The following is a 17,031-nucleotide window of genomic DNA, read 5'->3' as shown; positions in this document are numbered from 1 at the left end:
CGGATAATTAACACAATCTTTATTAGGTGTTAGTCGGTTGCGTTCGTGTATGGCTCGAGAGTCGAAGCCAACCACACGGCGGAGTGTACTGAAAAACGGCGGGATCGCGCTGAGCGTCGGCGTCGGACTCGCCGGCTGTTCCAGCGGGGGCAACAGCGGCGGCGGTGACGACGGCGGTGACGAGACTACCGACGGCGGCGACACCGGCGGCGCCACGACGACGAGCGGGAGCAGCGCCGAGGAGTTCGAGATCACCTTCGCGACCACCCAGCCGCCGGAGAACGTCTCCGTCCAGGCGGCCCAGGAGCACTTCATCGACGTCATCGAAGAAGAGACCGACGGTCGCATCACGGTCGACCTCCAGGCGGCGACGCTCGGCGGGACCGAGGACAACCTCGACGCGCTCGAAGCGGGCACCGTCGACATCCTCCACGAGAGCCCGACGGCGCTCTCCCAGCGGTTCGCCACGGAGTACTCCTTCGCGGGCGACCCGTTCGTCATCGAGGACATGGAGCACTACCACGCCGTGACCGAGGAGTTCCTCAAGCCCGAGGACGGCCTGAACGGCATCCTCCTGGACAACGGCATTCGACTCGGCGACGCCTTCTACGTCGGGAACCGCTGTTACACCAGCAACTCGCCGGTCACGAGCCCCGAGGACGTCCAGGGAATGAAGCTCCGACTGCCCCAGTACGAGACCTGGACGACCGTCTGGGACGAGATCGGCGCCGACGTCACGCCGGTCGCCTACGACGAGCTCTACTCCGCCCTCCAGACCGGCGTCGTCGACGCCTCCGAGGGGCCGATCTCGCAGTTCCTGGCCGTCAGCCTCTATGAGGTCCAGTCCCACTTCAGCGTCACCAACCACCTGCTCGACACGAAGCACTTCCTCTACAACGAGGAGTTCTTCCAGGGCCTGAGCGACGACGACCAGGAGCTCATCACCTCGACCGCCGCCGACGCCGTCGAGGGGATGACGAGCGACATCAAGTCCCGCGAGGAGGAGCTGTACGCCCAGGCCGAAGAGGAAGGCACCACGGTCGTCCCCGCCGAGGACGTCGACCGCGACGCCTTCGTCGAGGCCGGCCAGCCCGCGCTCGAAGAGCTCTCGGAGTCCCGCTGGGCCGTGAGCATCAGCGACGTCCAGGACCTGGCCTGATCGCGGGCTGAGTCCGTCTCTCCGTTCGACGCGTCTTTTTTGCTCCGACGATCCCGCAGTCGCTTCTATCGGAGGAGTCGCGTCTGCGCTCCCGAAACGGTCGACGGAAGGAAATCGACGGTCGGGCGTGTCGCCGCCAGCGGGAGGCTGGTCCAAAAAACGAGACGGTCCGCCGGGACTACACCGACTCCGAGCGGAGCGAGACGACGGGACAGCCGGCGTTCAGCAGGACCGACTGGGCCACGCTGCCGAAGAGGATCTTGCCGGTCTGACTCCGCTGTTGGGGGCTGACGACGATGTACCGCGCCTCGACGTCGTCGGCGTAGGCGACGATCTCGTCTGCCGGGTCACCGATCCGTCCGATGGCTTCCGTCTCGGCGCTCGGGGCGTGTTCCTCGATCAGGTCCGACGCGACGCTCGCCGCTCGGTCCCGCAGGGTGTCGACCGAGACGGCCTCGTCGGTGTGGGTGTAGCTGTCTTCTTCCTCCTGGATCGCCTCCGAGCGCGTCATCACGTGGAGCACGTGGATGGGCTCGTCGAACTGCCGGGCCAGCGTGTCGGCCTCGCTGAGGACGGCCTGTGCTTGACCACCGCTGTCGACTGCGGCTACGATAACCATATTCGCCGTTCGACCCCATCCTTCTTATATTTTTATCGTGAGATACCCGCCGGGCGCCGCGAGGGACAGGCCTTTTATCGTCGGTGGTCGACCCGCGTGTGATGGCATCGCCGCTCGGCATCATCGTCTCCGCTATCGTCCCGATCCTGCTGATTCTCGCCGCCGGATTCGCGCTCGACCGGGCCCAGGACATCGATCCCGGGCCGCTGAACACGCTCTCGCTGTTCGTCCTGACGCCGGCGCTCGTGATCCACAGCATCACCCTCACCGATCTGGGTGCCGGCACGCTGCTGCGGATCACCGCGGGCGTCGGCGCGTTCATCTTCGGACTCCTCGCGGTGAGTTGGCTCTACGGGCGGGCGACGGGCAAGGAGGACGCGGTGTTGAACACCTTCCTGCTCGTCGCCGTCTTCGGCAACACCGGCGCGCTCGGGATTCCCCTGGCCGACTTCGCGTACGGCGATCTCGGCCGACAGACGGCGGTCCTCTTCGCCGCCGTCCACGGCGCGCTGGTGTTCACCCTCGGGCTGTTCATCGCGCTGAACTCGGACGACGAGGCCGGCGCCACCGTCCTCAAGCGAGTGCTCCGCTATCCGCTCGTCTACGCCGTGGGGCTGGCGATCGTAGCGCGGGCCGCCGGCGTGGTCCCGCCGGCCGATTCGGCGCTGATGGAGACCCTCGGCCTCGTCGGCGAGGCGTCGATTCCGGTGATGCTCCTGATCTTGGGCATCCAACTCTCGGAGACGGAGTACCGGGGCGCGCTCTCGATGACGGTGACGCCCACGCTGTTCCGCTTCGGCGTCTCCCCGCTCGTCGGCCTCGTCGTCGCCGTCGCGCTCGGATTTCAGAACGCGGTGGTCGCGGAGGTGTTCGTCCTGCTGACGGCGATGCCGGTCGCGGTCGCGCCGGTCATCTTCGTCGTGGAGTTCGCCGGCGACACGACGGTCGGCGGCGTGCGGCTGCCGGAGTTCGTCTCGGCGAGCGTCTTCGTGACGACGCTGGCGTCGATTCCGATCGTGACGGTCGTCATCGCGCTGTTGAAATCCGGGATCGTGATCTGAAGCCGAGGGAAGAAAACGCGACGCGAGGGCGACGTCGACGCGTCCGCGGCAGGGGTGAATCCGAAAGGGCGATCGATCAGCGACCGATCAGAGCAGGCCGAACGCCCGCGGGAGCGCGAGCGCGAGCTCCGGCAGGAGGATGAGGAGGAGAAGCACGAAGGCAAGCGGGAGGTAGTACGGGAGCATCGACCGCATCACCTCGTCGAGGGACTCGTCTGTCACCCGTTCGAGGACGAACAGGATGAGGCCGAACGGCGGCGTGATGAGCCCGTACATCAGCGTGACCACCATCACGATCCCGAAGTGGATCGGGTCGATCCCGAGTTCGGGGTACAGCGGGACCAGCATCGGGACCATAATCAGGAGCACCGCCGTCCCCTCCATAAACGTCCCGAGGACCAGGAGGACGAGCGCCAAGAGCAGCATCGTCACGGTCGGCCCCGCGCCGATCCCGGTGATGATGCCCCCGATGAGATCCGGGATGCCGGCGAGCGTCAGCCAGTAGGCATAGAGGTTCGCGAACCCGAAGATGACCACGATGCTCGCGGTGTCCTCAAAGGTGTCCTTGCTCACCTCGAAGAGGTCCGAGAGCGTGATCGACCGGTAGTAGACGAAGCCCAGGAAGATCGCGTACACGACGGCGACCAGCGCGGCCTCCGTCGCGGTGAAGATGCCGGCGAGGATGCCACCGACGATGATGAGCGGCGTGATGAGCCCCGGCACGGCCTTGACGAACGACTCCAGGAGCGCCGAGAGGTCGTAGGAGCCCTCCTGGGGCCAGTCGCCGGTGCGGGCCAGGTAGTAGACGGTCGCCGCCATCGCGAGCGCCATCAGGACCCCGGGGACGACGCCGGCGATGAACAGCGTCCCGATCGACTCCTGGGCGAGGACGGCGTAGACGACGATCGGGATGCTCGGCGGGATGATCGGCCCGATGATCGAGGAGGCGCCCGTGATCCCGACGGCGTCGTCGCCGGCGTAGCCGTTCGAGGTCATCGCCTCGTACTCGACGCTGCCGATGCCGGCCGCGTCGGCGACCGCGGAGCCGCTCATCCCCGAGAAGATCAGGCTCACGACGACGTTCACCTGCGCGAGCCCGCCGCGGACGGGGCCGACGAGTTCGGTGGCAAAGTTGAACATATCGTCGGTGATCCCGGTGATGTTCATAATCCGCCCGGCCATCAGGAAGAACGGCACCGCCAGCAGGACCCAGGAGTTCATCCCGGCCCAGAACCGCTGGGTGATGACGATGTAGTTCAGTTCGGGCCCGATCGGGAGCATCATAATCGCCACCACGGTGAGGCCCAGCGAGTAGGCCGCGGGGACGCCGATCCCGTACAGGAGCATCAGGATGCCGATGAACGCGGCGAGGACGACTTCGGACATCAGATCCCCTCCCGGATCTCACCGAGCCGACGCCGCGTGTCGTCGAGGACGGCCACCAAGAGGACCGCCGCGCTGACGCCGAAGAACAGGTAGCCCCACCCCACCTTGAACCAACTGATGAGGGGTAGCCCCGTGTCGCCGGCGGTCTGTGCGGCGACGTAGGCCGACCAGACGAGGACGACCGACAGCCCCCCCATCAGGACGTTGCGGACGAGCAAGAGCTGGTCCGTTCGATCGGTGATCCGCCGGAGGACCGGCAGGAAGGAGATGTCCGCGTTGTTCTTGAAGAGATACGGAATCGCGAGGATCGACAAGAGCGCGAGGGTCGTCCTGGCGACTTCGTAGGTCCAGTACAGGTCGATCGGAAACGACACGTACCGGCTGAGAACCTGAACGACGCCCACCACCAACATCACGTGCAACAGTAGTACGCCGATCGCGACGGTGATCCTATCGAACCAGTCTGTTCCCATACTATCGTGGACGTTTACCAATGATTATAAACTCTGGGATCTCTGGCGAGAGCGGCTAGCGCCCCGGATCGCGTCTCGATGTCCCCGACCGCAGAGCGCCACTGTCGACCTCGCCGCGGAGGAGCCATCACCGCGGAACGGCGCCCGGCGACCGCCCCCGATGCGTCGCCGTCGCTATCGATCAGTTTCGTTCCAAAAGATTATAATACGATAATCGTCACCCTCACGTATGCGCGGATTAGCGAAGACCACCCGAGAGTTCGGCGGGATGGAACTCCTCGACCTCGATCGACCCGCCCCGTCCGCGGACGAGGTGCTCATCGAGGTCGACTACGCGGGACTCTGCGGGAGCGACGCGGGGATCTACGCGTTCAAGCCGGCGTTCGAGCGGATGGATCCGCCGACGGTGATCGGCCACGAGTACACGGGGCGGATCGTCGAACTCGGCGCGGACGTCACGTCGTTTTCCGTCGGCGAGCGCGTGGTCGAACGGCCGATCAGAGGCTGTGGCGAGTGTTACCAGTGTCAGACCGGCCTGGAGAACCTCTGTCAGGACATCGAACTGACCGGGATCGACCACGACGGCGCGTACGCCGAGTACATCGTCGCGCCCGCCGACACTCTCCAGTCGGTCCCCGACGACGTCGATCCGCGGCACGCCGCGCTGGCGGAGCCGACCGCCGTGAGCACGCGCGCCGTCATCGAGAACTCCCGGGTCGGCGCCGGCGATCGGGTCCTCGTCGCGGGACCGGGCCCGATCGGACTGCTCACCGCGCAGGTCGCGCGCGCCCAGGGTGCCGTCGTCACCGTCGCGGGCGTGAGTTCGGACACCGAGTACCGACTCCCGCTCGCGGAGAAACTGGGCTTCGAGGCCGTCAACATCGAAGAGACGGACCTTGAGACCTATCGCGAAGAGTTCACCGACGGCATCGGCTACGACGTCGTCTTCGACACGACCGGCCACCCGTCGGGGCTCCAGTTGGCCGCCGACGAGGTCAGGAAGGGCGGCCAGATCGTGTTGGTCGGCCAGCCCGGCGAGGCGACGATCTCCTACACGCCGCTCGTCCGCGCCGAGGTCGACCTCCAGTGTTCTTACAGCGCGCTCTACGAGGACTTCGAGCGGGCGTTCCGCCTGAGCGCCTCCGGCGACGTGGACCACGAGACCTTCCTCGACGACCGGTTCGACCTCCTCGACGCCGAGTCCGCCTTCGAGTCGTTCCTGGCGGGCGAGACGTGCAAGCCCGTCTTCGACGTCTCCGTACTGCGCGAAGAATAAGGCGGCATCGAGCCCGCAGCAGTTCCGCAGGCCCACCGAACGCTCGATCGTATTCTCGGCCCGACTTCGGTTGTCCGAGAGGCCGCTTCAGTCGGTCCGCGGGTCCCACTCGTTCCACTCGCGCTCGACGAGGAAGTCGTCGAGCTTGCCCTTCGGGTCCTCGAAGACGTGCGAGCCGTGGAAGACGAGCAGCGTCTCGAAGTCGTACTGCAGGAGGTTATAGAGGTTCAGCTCGGCGTCCTCGTGGTTCGCGTTGAACAGCGCCGGCGGCGGCAGGAGGTAGCCCGCCGGGAGCCCGCCGCGGTCGGCGCCGTCGAGCACGTCGCCCGAGATCAGGATGTTACGGTCCTCTAAGAGGAGCGCGGAGGTCGCCTCGGTGTGGCCGGGCACCTGAATCACGCGGATGTTGCCATCGAGGAGGTCGCCGTCCTCGTAGGCGACGTCGGGCTCGATCTCGATGCCGAGTTCGTCGAAGTGCTCGTAGAGCTTCGTCTCGTCCGCGGGCATCGCGATCTCGGGGTCGAACGCCTCGACGACGTGCTCCAGCCCCCCGTGGTGTCCGTGGTCGCCGTGGGTGAGGATGACGCGGTCGACGCGGCCGTACTCGGATTCGAGCGTCTCGACGAGTTCGGCCCCGTTCTCCTCGAACGCGGTGTCGACGAGCGTGACTTGGCCGTCCTCGGGTTGGTTCTGCAGGACGAACACGCGGACGTGTTCGAACTGAATCTGGTCGATGTCCTCGACGACGTTGCTGACGGTCATCTCGCCTGAAACTGGGTCGATCTACTACATAATTTTGACGGAGACCGATCGTTCGTTCGCCGTCCCGTCGCGCCCCACGCTGTCGAGATCCGAATTCCGGGGGTTTTGATGCGTGTTTCAACAATGTCGAAATACTGTCGGCGAACAGGCGGGCGTCTCGGATTCAATAACATATGTACGTATGTTATTCAAAGCAAGGACTGTGCGATCTCAGATTCAACGATGTTGAAACGCTGGAGCGCCGTCTTCCCACGTCACTACCAGCAGATGAAAACCGGAGGGTGGGTTTATATATACAAGCCGACGACGGAACGGTGTATGTCAGTCGAGAGTCCAGCAGACGGCGTGGGTGTCGTGCAGTTAGATCACGTCCGCGTGTTCGTGCTCGAAGACCGGCCCGCCGGCGACGTCACCGTCATCGACGCCGGATTCCCCGACGACGGCGAGGACGTCGTCTCCACCCTCGAATCCGAGTACGGCGGGGTCGATCGGCTGATCGTCTCCCACGGCGACGAGGGACACTTCGGCGGCGTGCCCGCGCTGATGGAGGCGTTCGATCCCGAACTCCTCGTGCCGGGCGGCTGCAAGGGATTCTACGACGCGCTCGACTACGACGCCGACCACCACTTCAGCCACGACGAGCGCCTCGACGGCGGAGTTCGCGTGATCCAGGTCCCGGGACACACCGCCGCGAACAGCAGTTTCCTCCTCGAAGACGAGGGGGTTCTGATCGCCGGCGACGTCCTGGAGGGGTCCGATCGGCGCGGACTCCCCGCGGGGTATCTCGTCCCCCCGGCCGCGGAGTTCGCCGACGCTGGCCACGCGGCCGCCGAACGGAATCTGGGCCGCTTGTTCGAGTACGACATCGAGACCGTCCTCGTGAGTCACGGGAGCCACGTCTACGACGACCCGCTCGGAAAGCTCGACGACTGGCTGCTCAATCGCGAGTGGTCGCTCACCTACTCGTGAGCCGGCCGGGCCGTGGCTGTATGACGACGAAGTGAGGCGGCACCCGTTTCAGTAATTTAAACAGTATTTTAGTGTACAAAACAGTAATCTGAGTATTCTATTTTAGTTTCTACTGCATTTAGTACTCTATTAAGCCCTTTCTATCTTTTCAAACTATTTTTAGGTTTCTTATCTGTTACAAATTTAATTCTGGTATTTTGTCAGCATAGCGGCCGCGTCGAATTCGCCAGAACGTGCCGTGAACGGCCTGATGGCCAAATTTATATGCACCTGGATGCTACGGCGTGACAATGAAGATCGACGGCTTCGCCCTCGCGGCCACAACAAACGACCTCACACGGGAGAAAGACGCCCGAGGGAAAGCAGACATCGTCGAATTTCGTATGGACAAGGCGGAAAATCCGATCGAACAACTGGAATCCTACGACGGCGAGCTTCCGATCATCGCGACGAACCGCAATCAGTGGTTCGGCGGCAAGGCGCGGGACCAAGGGCGATTGGACACGCTTTTCGCGGCTTCTCGGTTCGACGACGTCGCGTACGTCGACATCGAGCTCGAAACCGCGCGGGCGAAGGAGTGGATCCTCGAGGAGTTCCGCGAGAACGACGTCCGCCTGATCATCTCACACCACGACTTCGAGACGACGCCGGACGAGGACGTCCTCACCGCGATCATCGACCAGTGCGCGGGCTACGGCGACATCGCGAAGGTCGCGGTCTACCCGAAGGACCTCTCGGACACGCTGACGCTGCTTGACGTGCTCCGGGAGGCCACCGAGGCGGGTATCGACGCCGCCGGCATCGCGATGGGCGAGATCGGCAGCCACACCCGCGCCATCGGACACGTCTACGGCTCTAAGCTCGGCTACGCGCCGCTCCTCGACGACGACAGCGAGTACGCCCCGGGACAGATCCCGCTGGGCAAGCTCCGGGCGCTCGTCGAGTCGACGCGGATCGCCGGGACGAACCTCGAACGGATCGAGGCCGTCGAGGACGACGTCACCGTTCCCTCCGAGCTGACGCTCCCGAACTGAGAAGGCGGCCGCGACGGCGTCAGTCGTCGATTTTCGCTTTTTGCGCTGTTACACTGTTTTGAGCGGCTCTACCAGCCGGAGGTCCTTCTCGTCGGCGATCCGGCGGATCTTGGTGAGGACGTCCTCGGTCGCGCCGCGCTCGGCGCCGATGCGAATGCGGGCGCTGGAGACGTCGCTCGTGCCTTCGGGCGCGGAGATCGAGAGATCCGTCACCGACGCGTTCGCCGACTCCTGGATGCGCGAGAGCGTGTCCGAGAGGTCGGTGTCGATGACGTGCCCCGAGAGGATCACCGTGAGGCCCTCGCTGTACCGCTCGGTGCCGGCCTGGATCACGTTGATCCCGGCGTCGCGGAGGTCGTCGATGATCTTCTCGAAGCGGTCCGGCGTCGCCTCGACGTCGACCTCGACGGGGATGTGCCCGCGCGGGGTGACGTTGCCCCGCTCGTGGAAGATCGACAGGAGGTTCCCGCCGTTGTCCGCGATCGGCCGGAGCGACCGGAGGAGTTCGCCCGGCTCGTCGATCAGCTCCAGTCTGAGGGTGTACGCCCGGATGTCCGACTGTGCGTCACTCATCGGCGTCCCACCCCGTCGTGCGAGTCATTGGCAGTCCCAATCAAACCGTGGGGTCGAAATAAGTATACTGCCGCCGTCCGTATTCGGCCGCGAGTAAACGAAGCCACGGATATCCGACGCCTTCGGGACTCTCGCACCAGTATCGTAAACTATTATGTGAATATCTACCGAGTACCGCGTGAGTTCCGATGTCAGACCGCACGCTAGAGGACGCGATCCAGTCCGCAGAGAGCCCCGTGAGTCTCCTCCGGGACCTCGGACTGGCGCAGTTCACAGACCTCCCGGACGAGTTCACCCACTGGATCGAAGAACAGCGCGCCTGGCAGGAGAGCGTCGCGTTCGCCGACCAGTCGTACCACATGACGGACCTGCGGATCCAGGGCCGCGAGGCCGTCGACCTCTACGCCGAATACGCCGTCAACGACTTCAGTCAGTTCGACGTCGGGCAGGCGAAACAGCTCGTCGTCCCCAACCCCGACGGCTACCTCATCGGCGACGCCATCCTCTTCCGCGAGGCCGAAGACCGCTTCCTCAGCGTCGGCGCCGCAGCCGCTCACAACTGGCTCGACTACCAGGCAGAAACAGGCGACTACGACGTCGACGTCGAGATGCAGCCGCGGCCGGTCGCGACCGGCGACGACCCCGAGAACTTCCGGTTCCAGGTCCAGGGCCCCGACGCGGTCGCCGTGATGGAGGAAGCGCTCGACGGCGACATCCCCGACCTCGGCTTCTTCCGCTTCGCGGAGGTCTCGATCGACGGCGTCGACGCCTACCTCCTCCGCCACGGGATGGCCGGCGAGGCCGGCTTCGAGTTCTGGGGCGACTACGACGACGGCGACGCGGTCCGGGAAACGATCCTCGACGCCGGCGAGGAGTACGGAATCCGCCGGCTCGGCTCGAAGAGCTACCAGAGCGCCAACACCGTCCTGGGGTGGCTCCCGCTGCCGGTGCCGGCGATCTACACCGGCGAGGAGATGCGGGACTTCCGCGAGTGGCTCGACCTCCGGCGCGGGCTCATCTCCATCGGCGGGAGCTTCGACTCCGAGGACATCGAGGACTACTACGTCACGCCGATCGAGGTCGGCTACGACCACATCGTCGACTTCGACCACGACTTCGTCGGCAAGGCGGCCCTCGAAGAGGAGATCGACGATCCCGACCGGAAGAAGGTCACGCTGGTGTGGGACGACGACGACGTCGTCGACGTCTTCGCGTCGCTCTTCCGCGAGGGCGAGACGCACAAATTTATGGATATGCCGGCGCCGCGCTCGTCGGCGTGCCACTACGACGAAGTGACGAAGGACGGCGAGCACGTCGGCGTCTCGAAGTGGATGAGCTACATCTACAACCACCGGGAGATGCTCTCGCTGGCCCTCCTCGACACCGAGTACGCCGAACCCGGTACTGAGGTCACGCTCACCTGGGGCGAGGCCGACGGCTCCGGGAACAAGAGCGTCGAGCGCCACGTCGAAACGGAGATCTCCGCGACCGTCGCGAAGGCCCCGTACAAGGCCGATCGGCGCTGAAGGGTCCTGCGGCTCTGCGGTTCTGCGCTCGCGTTCCGCACGTCGCTCGCGCGAACGGGGCGTCGAGTCGCCGCAGAATCAGTCCGAGATGAATTTGTTGTCGCGCCAGTTCACGCCGTTCGAGCCGCCCTCGCTCTGGGACGGATTCTCGACGACTTCGATGCTCGCCGGGCGCTCTTCGCCCTCGACGATCCGGTGGGCTTCGAGTTCGTCGTCGACCTCAGTGATCGCCGTGAGCGTCCCCTTCTCGGCGAGGAGCGCGATCTCGCGGAGGACGAGGAACATCGGATACTGGAGGGCGGTGTTCTGGAGGACGGTCTCGCGGTCGCCCTTGAAGCAGGCGAACTCGACGAGCTCTGAGGGGATCTCCTCTTCTTCTTCCTCCCAGCGGGGCGCGCCGGCGCGCGGCGGCTCCTCCTCGTAGACGCGGTTTTCCGTGATGCTGGCTTTCAGCTGTGCCGTCGGCGTGTACTTGCTCAGGTCGTCCTCGGCGGCGACGGCCTTGAGAATGAGCGTGTTGTTGCGACGGGTCACCTCGACGTCGTCGACCTCGGGGGGCAGGTCCGGGTCACCGTTCAGGTACTCTTCGACCTCTTCGAGGGGCAGTTCAAGTGTCGAGTGAAGTCGGAATACGCGGCCTGACATAGTTATGGTGGTTGGATGGTACCCGTACGAGACGGACGCGACGCGACGTCGGTACCTGCGTGATGGTACGGGCCGGGGGCTTATAGGGTCTCTGCTATCTGGTAACTGGGCGGGACGGACCGCTCCGGTCGGACGCCTCCCCTACGCCTGGAGCGTCGCTTCGAGCTCGCCGCGCTCGTCGAGTTCCGCGAGGATGTCGCTGCCGCCGATGAACTCCCCGTCGACGTACGTCTGCGGGATCGTCTCCCAGCCGCTGTGGGATTCGAGCGCCGCCCGGTACTGATCGAGCGCGGGGAGGACGTCGATCGTCTCGAACTCCTCTTCGTACTGGGAGATGAGGTTCACCGCGCGCTGGGAGTAGCCGCACTGGGGCATCAGTCGGTTCCCCTTCATAAACAGGACCACGTCGTTGGACTCGATGGCCTCGTCGACCCGGGACTGCACTTCGTCGTCGGACAGGTCCGAATCGGGCTGGAACGTCATACCGACCCGTAGGCGGTCCGCAGTCAAATGGGTTGCGTCGGCGACCGTCGGGGACGGGGAGGCCGGGGAAGGCGGGTCACTCCTCGCCGACGCGCACGACGTCGATGAGCGAGTAGACGGGGACCCCCTCGATCTCGTCGATGCCCTGCTTGTCGACGATCACGACGCAGGCGACCGGGTCGCCACCCTCCTCGCGGATCGACTCGACCGTCTCGCGCATCGTCGTCCCGGAGGTGATCGTGTCGTCGACGACGTAGCACTCGCGGTCGCGGATCTGCGCGAAGTTCCGGGAGAACGACCCGCCGAGCTCCTCGATATCGCCTTCCTCCCACTGGTGTTTCGCCGGCGCGTAGGAGCCGAGATCCGTATCGAGTTCGCTCGCGACGACCGTCGCCAGCGGCGCGCCCGCCTTCTCGATGCCGATGGTGAGATCGACCTCCTCGCCCTCCTTCAACAGGAGGTCGGCCATCGCGCGCCCGATCTGGGTGAGGCGGGTCGAGTCCCGGCCGACGGCGCTCCAGTCGACGTGGATGTCGTGCGGCCCGCTCGCGCCGGTCGTCTCCGCGTCGGGCTGGTCCGGCTCTTCGTATCCCGTCGAGCCGCTCCGCTCGACGAGCCAGCTCGCGGTCTCCCTGGAGACGTTCAGTTCGTCCGCGATCTCGCCCTTCGAGAGCCCACGCTCGGCGAGTTCGGCCGCGCTGGCGATGAGATCGTCAACGTTCTTCATACGCGCTGAATTGGACGGCGGTTTTTATAGTGGTGTCGTCGTCGACGAACGCCGACTCGAAGTCCCCGAGACCGTAGACGCCGGTGACGAGCGCGTCGCAGAACCACTCCGGGAGCGTCCCGAGCGCCTCGACGGCCGCCTCGAAGTGCCGCACGTTCGAGTTGACGCTCCCGACGAGCGCCTTGTTCTCCAGGACCATCTCGCGGTGGAGGCGGCCGCCGTCGATCTCGAACTCCCAAGGCTCGGGGACGCCGAGGAGCGCGCCGACCCCGTTCGGCGCGAGCGCCTCGACCGTCGCGAAGGCGTGTTTCGCGTACCCGGTGGCCTCGTAGACGAGGTCCATCGGCTCGTGGGCGTCGGCAACCGCCTCCACCGGCGTCTCCCGGGAGTCGACGTAGGTCGCGCCCAGTTCCTCGATGATGTCGATCGTGGGATCGGGGCGGTCGCGGCGACCGAGGCAGTAGAGCCGCTCGTAGTCGTGGCGGTCCCGGAGGAGCGCCAGCGTGAGGAGCCCGAGGCTCCCGTTGCCCAGGACGAGCGCGGACTCGGGCGCCCAATCGAACGACGAGCGGGCGGCGGCGGCGAGCTCGATCGCCTTCTCCGCGACCGAGAGCGGTTCGACGAGAAACCCGACGTCGGCGAGCTCGCGCGGCAGCGACACCAGGTACTCGCCGGGGCTCGTGAAGTACTCGGACATAAATCCGTGTGCGCCCTCGATCCCGCGCTCGTAGTACTCGCCCGAGGGCGCCATATCGGGCTCGCCGCGGTCGAAGTACTCGTTGGACTCGCCTGGCGGCCGCCGGACGGTCGGCACCACGACGTCACCGGGGGAAAACCGCGTGTCGCCGGCGTCCTCGACGACGCCGACGGCCTCGTGACCCAGAATCAGGTGGTCGGCGTCCGCCGGGAAGCCGCCGTGGCCGCCGGCGATGACCTCCTGGTCGGTCCCGTCGACCCCGACCCGGAGCGTCCGGACGAGCGCCTCGCCGGGCGCGGGCGTCGGCCGTGCGGTGTCGACGACGACCGGTCTCTCCCCCCCGCGTTCGACCGCGATCGCGTTCATACAGGCTCCTCTCTCCCGAGCCGATAAAAGATTTATTCCTTTTCGAGTTAAGATAAAGGGGCGATCGCAAGAGCCCGGCATCAGTCGAGTTCGTCGACGAGCGCGTCGGCGACGCCGACGTACTCGGCCGGCGAGAGCGCGCGGAGTTCCTCCCGGACCGACTCGTCGACGTCGAGGTCCTCGAAGAGGTCGCGGAAGTCCGCCAGGGTCACCTCGCGGCCGCGGGTGAGTTCCTTGACGCGCTCGTAGGCCTCGGTGTCGCCCTCGCGCCGGAGGATGGTCTGGACCGCCTCGCCGATGAGTTCCGGGTGGGCGTCGAGGTCCTCGCGCATCACCCGCTCGTTGGGGACGACCTTTCCTAACCCGGTCTCTGTCTTTCCGTAGCCGATCAGGCAGTGGGCGAACGCCGCGCCGACGTTGCGCTTCACCGTCGAGTCGGAGAGGTCGCGCTGGAGCCGCGAGGTGGTGACGTAGTCCGCGAGGAACTGGAGGTCCGAATTCGCCTTCGAGAGGTTTCCCTCCGAATTCTCGAAGTCGATCGGGTTCACCTTGTGCGGCATCGTCGACGAGCCGGTCTCGCCCTCCTCGGCCTCCTGGCCGAGGTACCGGTCGGAGACGTAGAGCCAGACGTCGCGGTCGAGGTCCAGGAGGACGTTGTTGACGCCGCGGAGCGCGTCGAACAGCGCCGCGAGGTCGTCGCAGGGGTTCACCTGCGTCGAGAGAGCGGTGTGTTCCAGCCCCAGCCCGGTCACGAAATCGCGGGAGAACGCGCGCCAGTCGACGTCCGGGTAGGCGGCGACGTGGGCCGCGTACGTCCCCGAGGCGCCGGCGAGCTTGCCCGAGAGGCCGGACGCGGCGTCGGCGACGCGGCCCATCGCCCGTCCGAGCCGGGCGGCGTAGACGGCCATCTCCTTGCCGAAGGTGGTCGGCGTCGCGGGCTGGCCGTGCGTCCGCGCGAGCATCGGCGTGTCGCGGTACTCGCGCGCCAGCGACTCCAGTTCGTCGCGGACGGACGCGAGCGCGGGCAAGAGCACCTCCTCGACGGCCGGCTTGGCGAGCAGTCGGTGCGCGAGGTTGTTGACGTCCTCGGAGGTGAGCCCGAAGTGGATCCACGGGTGGACCGCCTCCTCGACTCGGGTCCGCAGGAAGTACTCGACGGCCTTCACGTCGTGGTTGGTCGCGCTGTACCCCTCGGCGCCCTCGGTCTCCAGCCGCTTGATCAGCCGCGCGTCCTCGCCGTCGAAGCCGTCGACGACGGCGCGGAGGTCCGCGCGCTCGGCGTCCGAAAGCGACAGGGGCGTCGCATCGAGGTCCGCGAGCGCGATCAGGTACTCGACTTCGACACGGAGTCGGGCCCGCATCAGCGCCGCCTCGCTGGCGTACGGGACGAGCGGTTCGGTGCGGCCCGCGTACCGTCCGTCGAGCGGCGACACGGCCGCGAGCGGGTCGGAACGGGAGAGGTCCTGCATACGGAGAGACTCCGCCGTCCGCTAAAAAAGCGTGTCGAAGCGGTGGCGGTGGGTATCCCATTCCCGTGCATAGATCCGGTGTGTTTCAGCCCGTTTTCCGAGTACGCTATCCGCGTCCGTGCATACTCACCTCGGGGAGACCGCAACTGACTTACTACCCGCGCGAGGGGGCTCAGGTATGACCACGATCGCCGGCCTAGCGAGCAACCGCGGCCGAAACCTCCTGCACATCGACGAGCGAGCGCCCGGCGGCGCCGAGCTTGGCGTCGTCCTCGCGAACCACGAGGGCGCGCCCGTCCTCGACGCCGCCGCCGAGCGCGGCATTCCCACGGAAGTCGTCGAGCGCGGCGAGGACGAGTCGCGCGCGGACCACGAGCGGCGGATCCTCGATGCGCTGTCGAGCTACGACTTCGACCTGATCTGTCTGGACGGCTATATGCGGATCCTCACCGACACGTTCCTGGAAGCGACGCCGACGGTCCTCAACGTTCACCCGTCGCTGCTGCCGTCGTTCCCCGGCGACGACGCCCACGAGCAGGTGCTCGACGCCGGCGTCAGCGTGACCGGCTGCACCGTCCACGTCGTCACCGAGGAGGTCGACGCCGGGCCGGTCGTCACCCAGGAGTCGGTGCCGGTCTACGGCGACGACAACGCTGAGTCGCTGAAGTCGCGCGTCCTCTACGACGCCGAGTTCACGGCGTACCCGCGCGCCGTGCGGTGGTTCGCCCAAGGGCGTCTCGACGTCTCGGAGCGGGACGGCGAGCTCACCGTCTCGGTCGAGGGCGACGACGGCGGCGACTTCCCCGAGCGACGCGTCGTCTCGAACGACCGCGTGGCCGAACTGCGCTACGGCGAGAACCCCCACCAGGACGCCGCGGTCTACGCCGACGCCGCCGACACGGAAGCGAGCGTCGTCGGCGCGCCGCAGCTGAACGAGGGCGCGAAGGGCCTCTCGTACAACAACTACAACGACGCCGACGCGGCCCTGAACCTGATCAAGGAGTTCGCCGACGACGAGCCGGCGGCGGCGGTGATCAAACACACCAACCCCGCGGGCTGTGCGACGGCCGACACGCTCGCGGACGCCTACGCCGACGCGCTCGCGACGGACCCGATGAGCGCCTTTGGAGGAATTGTCGCGCTGAACCGCGAGTGCGACGCGGCGACCGCCGAGGAGATCGTCGACTCGTTCAAGGAGGTCGTGGTCGCGCCGGGCTACACGGACGCGGCGCTCGACGTCCTCCGTGCGAAGGACGACCTCCGCGTCCTCGACGTCGGGTCGCTCGGCGAGCGGACCGACGCGCTCACCGAGAAGCGGCTCGTCGGCGGCCGACTCGTCCAGGAGCGCGACCGCTGGGCGCCCGACCGCGAGGACGTCGAGATCGCCACCGACACCCAGCCGACCGACGAGCAGCTGGAGACGATGCTGTTCGCCTGGAAGGTGCTCAAGCACGTGAAGTCCAACGGCATCGTCTTCGCCGACGGGACCGAGACCGTCGGCGTCGGAATGGGCCAGGTCTCGCGGGTCGACGCCGTCCGGCTCGCGGCGATGAAGGCCGACGAACACGCCGAGGGCAAGAGCCCCGAGGGCGCGGTGATGGCCTCCGACGCCTTCTTCCCGTTCCCCGACGGCGTCGAGGAGGCGATCGACGCCGGCGTCGAGGCGGTGATCCAGCCCGGCGGCTCGGTCAACGACGAGGATGTCATCGCCGCCTGCGACGCCCACGACGTGCCGATGGTGTTCACCGGGCGGCGGTGCTTTAGACACGACTGAGCGGGGCGAAGGAGCGCCGGAAGTAGAGGCCG

General features: G+C 66.4%; 17 protein-coding genes. 7 read left to right on the top strand and 10 right to left on the bottom strand.

Annotated elements, in window-relative coordinates; translation table 11 throughout:
* The first annotated feature begins 49 nt into the window (after positions 1–49).
* A complete protein-coding gene (locus tag OS889_RS06555; RefSeq protein WP_372388362.1) occupies positions 50–1,159 on the top strand; it encodes a TRAP transporter substrate-binding protein in 1,110 nt (369 codons plus the stop codon).
* Positions 1,160–1,337: 178 nt separating this feature from the next.
* Here OS889_RS06555 and OS889_RS06550 read toward each other — a convergent pair whose 3' ends face one another.
* A complete protein-coding gene (locus OS889_RS06550; RefSeq protein WP_372388360.1) occupies positions 1,338–1,778 on the bottom strand; it encodes a universal stress protein in 441 nt (146 codons plus the stop codon).
* 101 nt (positions 1,779–1,879) lie between these two features.
* Here OS889_RS06550 and OS889_RS06545 point away from each other — a divergent pair, with 101 nt between their 5' ends.
* Positions 1,880–2,839, top strand: a complete 960-nt coding sequence (locus tag OS889_RS06545; protein WP_372388358.1) for an AEC family transporter — start codon at positions 1,880–1,882, stop codon at positions 2,837–2,839.
* Between the two features lie 87 nt (positions 2,840–2,926).
* Here OS889_RS06545 and OS889_RS06540 read toward each other — a convergent pair whose 3' ends face one another.
* Together OS889_RS06540 and OS889_RS06535 are read right to left on the bottom strand one after the other, a co-directional pair.
* Complete coding sequence (locus OS889_RS06540; RefSeq protein WP_372388357.1) at positions 2,927–4,225, bottom strand: TRAP transporter large permease; 1,299 nt, start codon at positions 4,223–4,225, stop codon at positions 2,927–2,929.
* Positions 4,225–4,698, bottom strand: a complete 474-nt coding sequence (locus OS889_RS06535; protein ID WP_372388355.1) for a TRAP transporter small permease subunit — start codon at positions 4,696–4,698, stop codon at positions 4,225–4,227. Before OS889_RS06535 ends, OS889_RS06540 begins: the two co-directional genes overlap by 1 nt.
* Positions 4,699–4,927: 229 nt before the next feature.
* Between OS889_RS06535 and OS889_RS06530 the strand changes: the two genes are divergently transcribed.
* Positions 4,928–5,974 (top strand): zinc-dependent alcohol dehydrogenase, encoded by a 1,047-nt coding sequence (locus tag OS889_RS06530; protein WP_372388353.1) that lies wholly within the window; start codon positions 4,928–4,930, stop codon positions 5,972–5,974.
* A gap of 87 nt (positions 5,975–6,061) precedes the next feature.
* Here OS889_RS06530 and OS889_RS06525 read toward each other — a convergent pair whose 3' ends face one another.
* Positions 6,062–6,736 carry an MBL fold metallo-hydrolase gene (locus OS889_RS06525; protein ID WP_372388352.1) on the bottom strand — a complete coding sequence of 225 codons (675 nt, stop codon included), beginning with the start codon at positions 6,734–6,736 and terminating at the stop codon, positions 6,062–6,064.
* A gap of 318 nt (positions 6,737–7,054) precedes the next feature.
* On the opposite strand from OS889_RS06525, the gene OS889_RS06520 reads away from it, so the two are divergent.
* Positions 7,055–7,705, top strand: a complete 651-nt coding sequence (locus tag OS889_RS06520) for an MBL fold metallo-hydrolase (RefSeq protein ID WP_372388351.1) — start codon at positions 7,055–7,057, stop codon at positions 7,703–7,705.
* Between the two features lie 383 nt (positions 7,706–8,088).
* Positions 8,089–8,739 (top strand): type I 3-dehydroquinate dehydratase, encoded by a 651-nt coding sequence (locus tag OS889_RS06515; RefSeq protein ID WP_372391574.1) that lies wholly within the window; start codon positions 8,089–8,091, stop codon positions 8,737–8,739.
* A 48-nt stretch (positions 8,740–8,787) separates the two neighbouring features.
* Here OS889_RS06515 and OS889_RS06510 read toward each other — a convergent pair whose 3' ends face one another.
* Positions 8,788–9,312, bottom strand: coding sequence for an amino acid-binding protein (locus OS889_RS06510; RefSeq protein WP_372388349.1), 525 nt, complete (start codon positions 9,310–9,312; stop codon positions 8,788–8,790).
* A 188-nt stretch (positions 9,313–9,500) separates the two neighbouring features.
* Between OS889_RS06510 and OS889_RS06505 the strand changes: the two genes are divergently transcribed.
* Positions 9,501–10,838, top strand: coding sequence for an aminomethyl transferase family protein (locus OS889_RS06505; RefSeq protein WP_372388347.1), 1,338 nt, complete (start codon positions 9,501–9,503; stop codon positions 10,836–10,838).
* 78 nt (positions 10,839–10,916) lie between these two features.
* On the opposite strand, the gene OS889_RS06500 is transcribed toward OS889_RS06505, so the two are convergent.
* The 5 genes from OS889_RS06500 to purB form a co-directional block, all read right to left on the bottom strand.
* Positions 10,917–11,483 (bottom strand): DUF7110 family protein, encoded by a 567-nt coding sequence (locus OS889_RS06500; RefSeq protein ID WP_372388345.1) that lies wholly within the window; start codon positions 11,481–11,483, stop codon positions 10,917–10,919.
* A gap of 141 nt (positions 11,484–11,624) precedes the next feature.
* On the bottom strand, positions 11,625–11,966 hold the full coding sequence (locus OS889_RS06495) for a glutaredoxin family protein (RefSeq protein WP_372388343.1): 342 nt from the start codon (positions 11,964–11,966) through the stop codon (positions 11,625–11,627).
* A 76-nt stretch (positions 11,967–12,042) separates the two neighbouring features.
* A complete protein-coding gene (gene gfcR / locus OS889_RS06490) occupies positions 12,043–12,693 on the bottom strand; it encodes a transcriptional regulator GfcR (protein WP_372388342.1) in 651 nt (216 codons plus the stop codon).
* The gene (locus OS889_RS06485) at positions 12,680–13,756 is read right to left on the bottom strand and encodes a glucose 1-dehydrogenase (protein ID WP_372388340.1); all 1,077 of its coding nucleotides are present in this window, start codon (positions 13,754–13,756) and stop codon (positions 12,680–12,682) included. Before OS889_RS06485 ends, gfcR begins: the two co-directional genes overlap by 14 nt.
* Positions 13,757–13,836: 80 nt before the next feature.
* On the bottom strand, positions 13,837–15,225 hold the full coding sequence (gene purB / locus OS889_RS06480; protein WP_372388339.1) for an adenylosuccinate lyase: 1,389 nt from the start codon (positions 15,223–15,225) through the stop codon (positions 13,837–13,839).
* Between the two features lie 178 nt (positions 15,226–15,403).
* Between purB and purH the strand changes: the two genes are divergently transcribed.
* Positions 15,404–16,999, top strand: coding sequence for a bifunctional phosphoribosylaminoimidazolecarboxamide formyltransferase/IMP cyclohydrolase (gene purH, locus OS889_RS06475; RefSeq protein ID WP_372388338.1), 1,596 nt, complete (start codon positions 15,404–15,406; stop codon positions 16,997–16,999).
* Positions 17,000–17,031: the final 32 nt, after the last annotated feature.

Source organism: Halobellus sp. MBLA0158 (assembly GCF_041477585.1).
In the GTDB taxonomy this organism is placed as follows: Archaea; Halobacteriota; Halobacteria; order Halobacteriales; family Haloferacaceae; genus Haloquadratum; species Haloquadratum rubicundus.
The sequence above is the reverse complement of the archived record's forward strand: the minus strand, read 5'-3'. Positions and strand labels throughout refer to the sequence as shown.

Coding starts and splice junctions, on each gene's coding strand:
- OS889_RS06555 (WP_372388362.1), top strand. CDS start 50: ATGGCTCGAGAGTCGAAGCCAACCACACGGCGGAGTGTACTGAAAAAC.
- OS889_RS06550 (WP_372388360.1), bottom strand. CDS start 1,778: ATGGTTATCGTAGCCGCAGTCGACAGCGGTGGTCAAGCACAGGCCGTC.
- OS889_RS06545 (WP_372388358.1), top strand. CDS start 1,880: ATGGCATCGCCGCTCGGCATCATCGTCTCCGCTATCGTCCCGATCCTG.
- OS889_RS06540 (WP_372388357.1), bottom strand. CDS start 4,225: ATGTCCGAAGTCGTCCTCGCCGCGTTCATCGGCATCCTGATGCTCCTG.
- OS889_RS06535 (WP_372388355.1), bottom strand. CDS start 4,698: ATGGGAACAGACTGGTTCGATAGGATCACCGTCGCGATCGGCGTACTA.
- OS889_RS06530 (WP_372388353.1), top strand. CDS start 4,928: ATGCGCGGATTAGCGAAGACCACCCGAGAGTTCGGCGGGATGGAACTC.
- OS889_RS06525 (WP_372388352.1), bottom strand. CDS start 6,736: ATGACCGTCAGCAACGTCGTCGAGGACATCGACCAGATTCAGTTCGAA.
- OS889_RS06520 (WP_372388351.1), top strand. CDS start 7,055: ATGTCAGTCGAGAGTCCAGCAGACGGCGTGGGTGTCGTGCAGTTAGAT.
- OS889_RS06515 (WP_372391574.1), top strand. CDS start 8,089: ATGGACAAGGCGGAAAATCCGATCGAACAACTGGAATCCTACGACGGC.
- OS889_RS06510 (WP_372388349.1), bottom strand. CDS start 9,312: ATGAGTGACGCACAGTCGGACATCCGGGCGTACACCCTCAGACTGGAG.
- OS889_RS06505 (WP_372388347.1), top strand. CDS start 9,501: ATGTCAGACCGCACGCTAGAGGACGCGATCCAGTCCGCAGAGAGCCCC.
- OS889_RS06500 (WP_372388345.1), bottom strand. CDS start 11,483: ATGTCAGGCCGCGTATTCCGACTTCACTCGACACTTGAACTGCCCCTC.
- OS889_RS06495 (WP_372388343.1), bottom strand. CDS start 11,966: ATGACGTTCCAGCCCGATTCGGACCTGTCCGACGACGAAGTGCAGTCC.
- gfcR (WP_372388342.1), bottom strand. CDS start 12,693: ATGAAGAACGTTGACGATCTCATCGCCAGCGCGGCCGAACTCGCCGAG.
- OS889_RS06485 (WP_372388340.1), bottom strand. CDS start 13,756: ATGAACGCGATCGCGGTCGAACGCGGGGGGGAGAGACCGGTCGTCGTC.
- purB (WP_372388339.1), bottom strand. CDS start 15,225: ATGCAGGACCTCTCCCGTTCCGACCCGCTCGCGGCCGTGTCGCCGCTC.
- purH (WP_372388338.1), top strand. CDS start 15,404: ATGACCACGATCGCCGGCCTAGCGAGCAACCGCGGCCGAAACCTCCTG.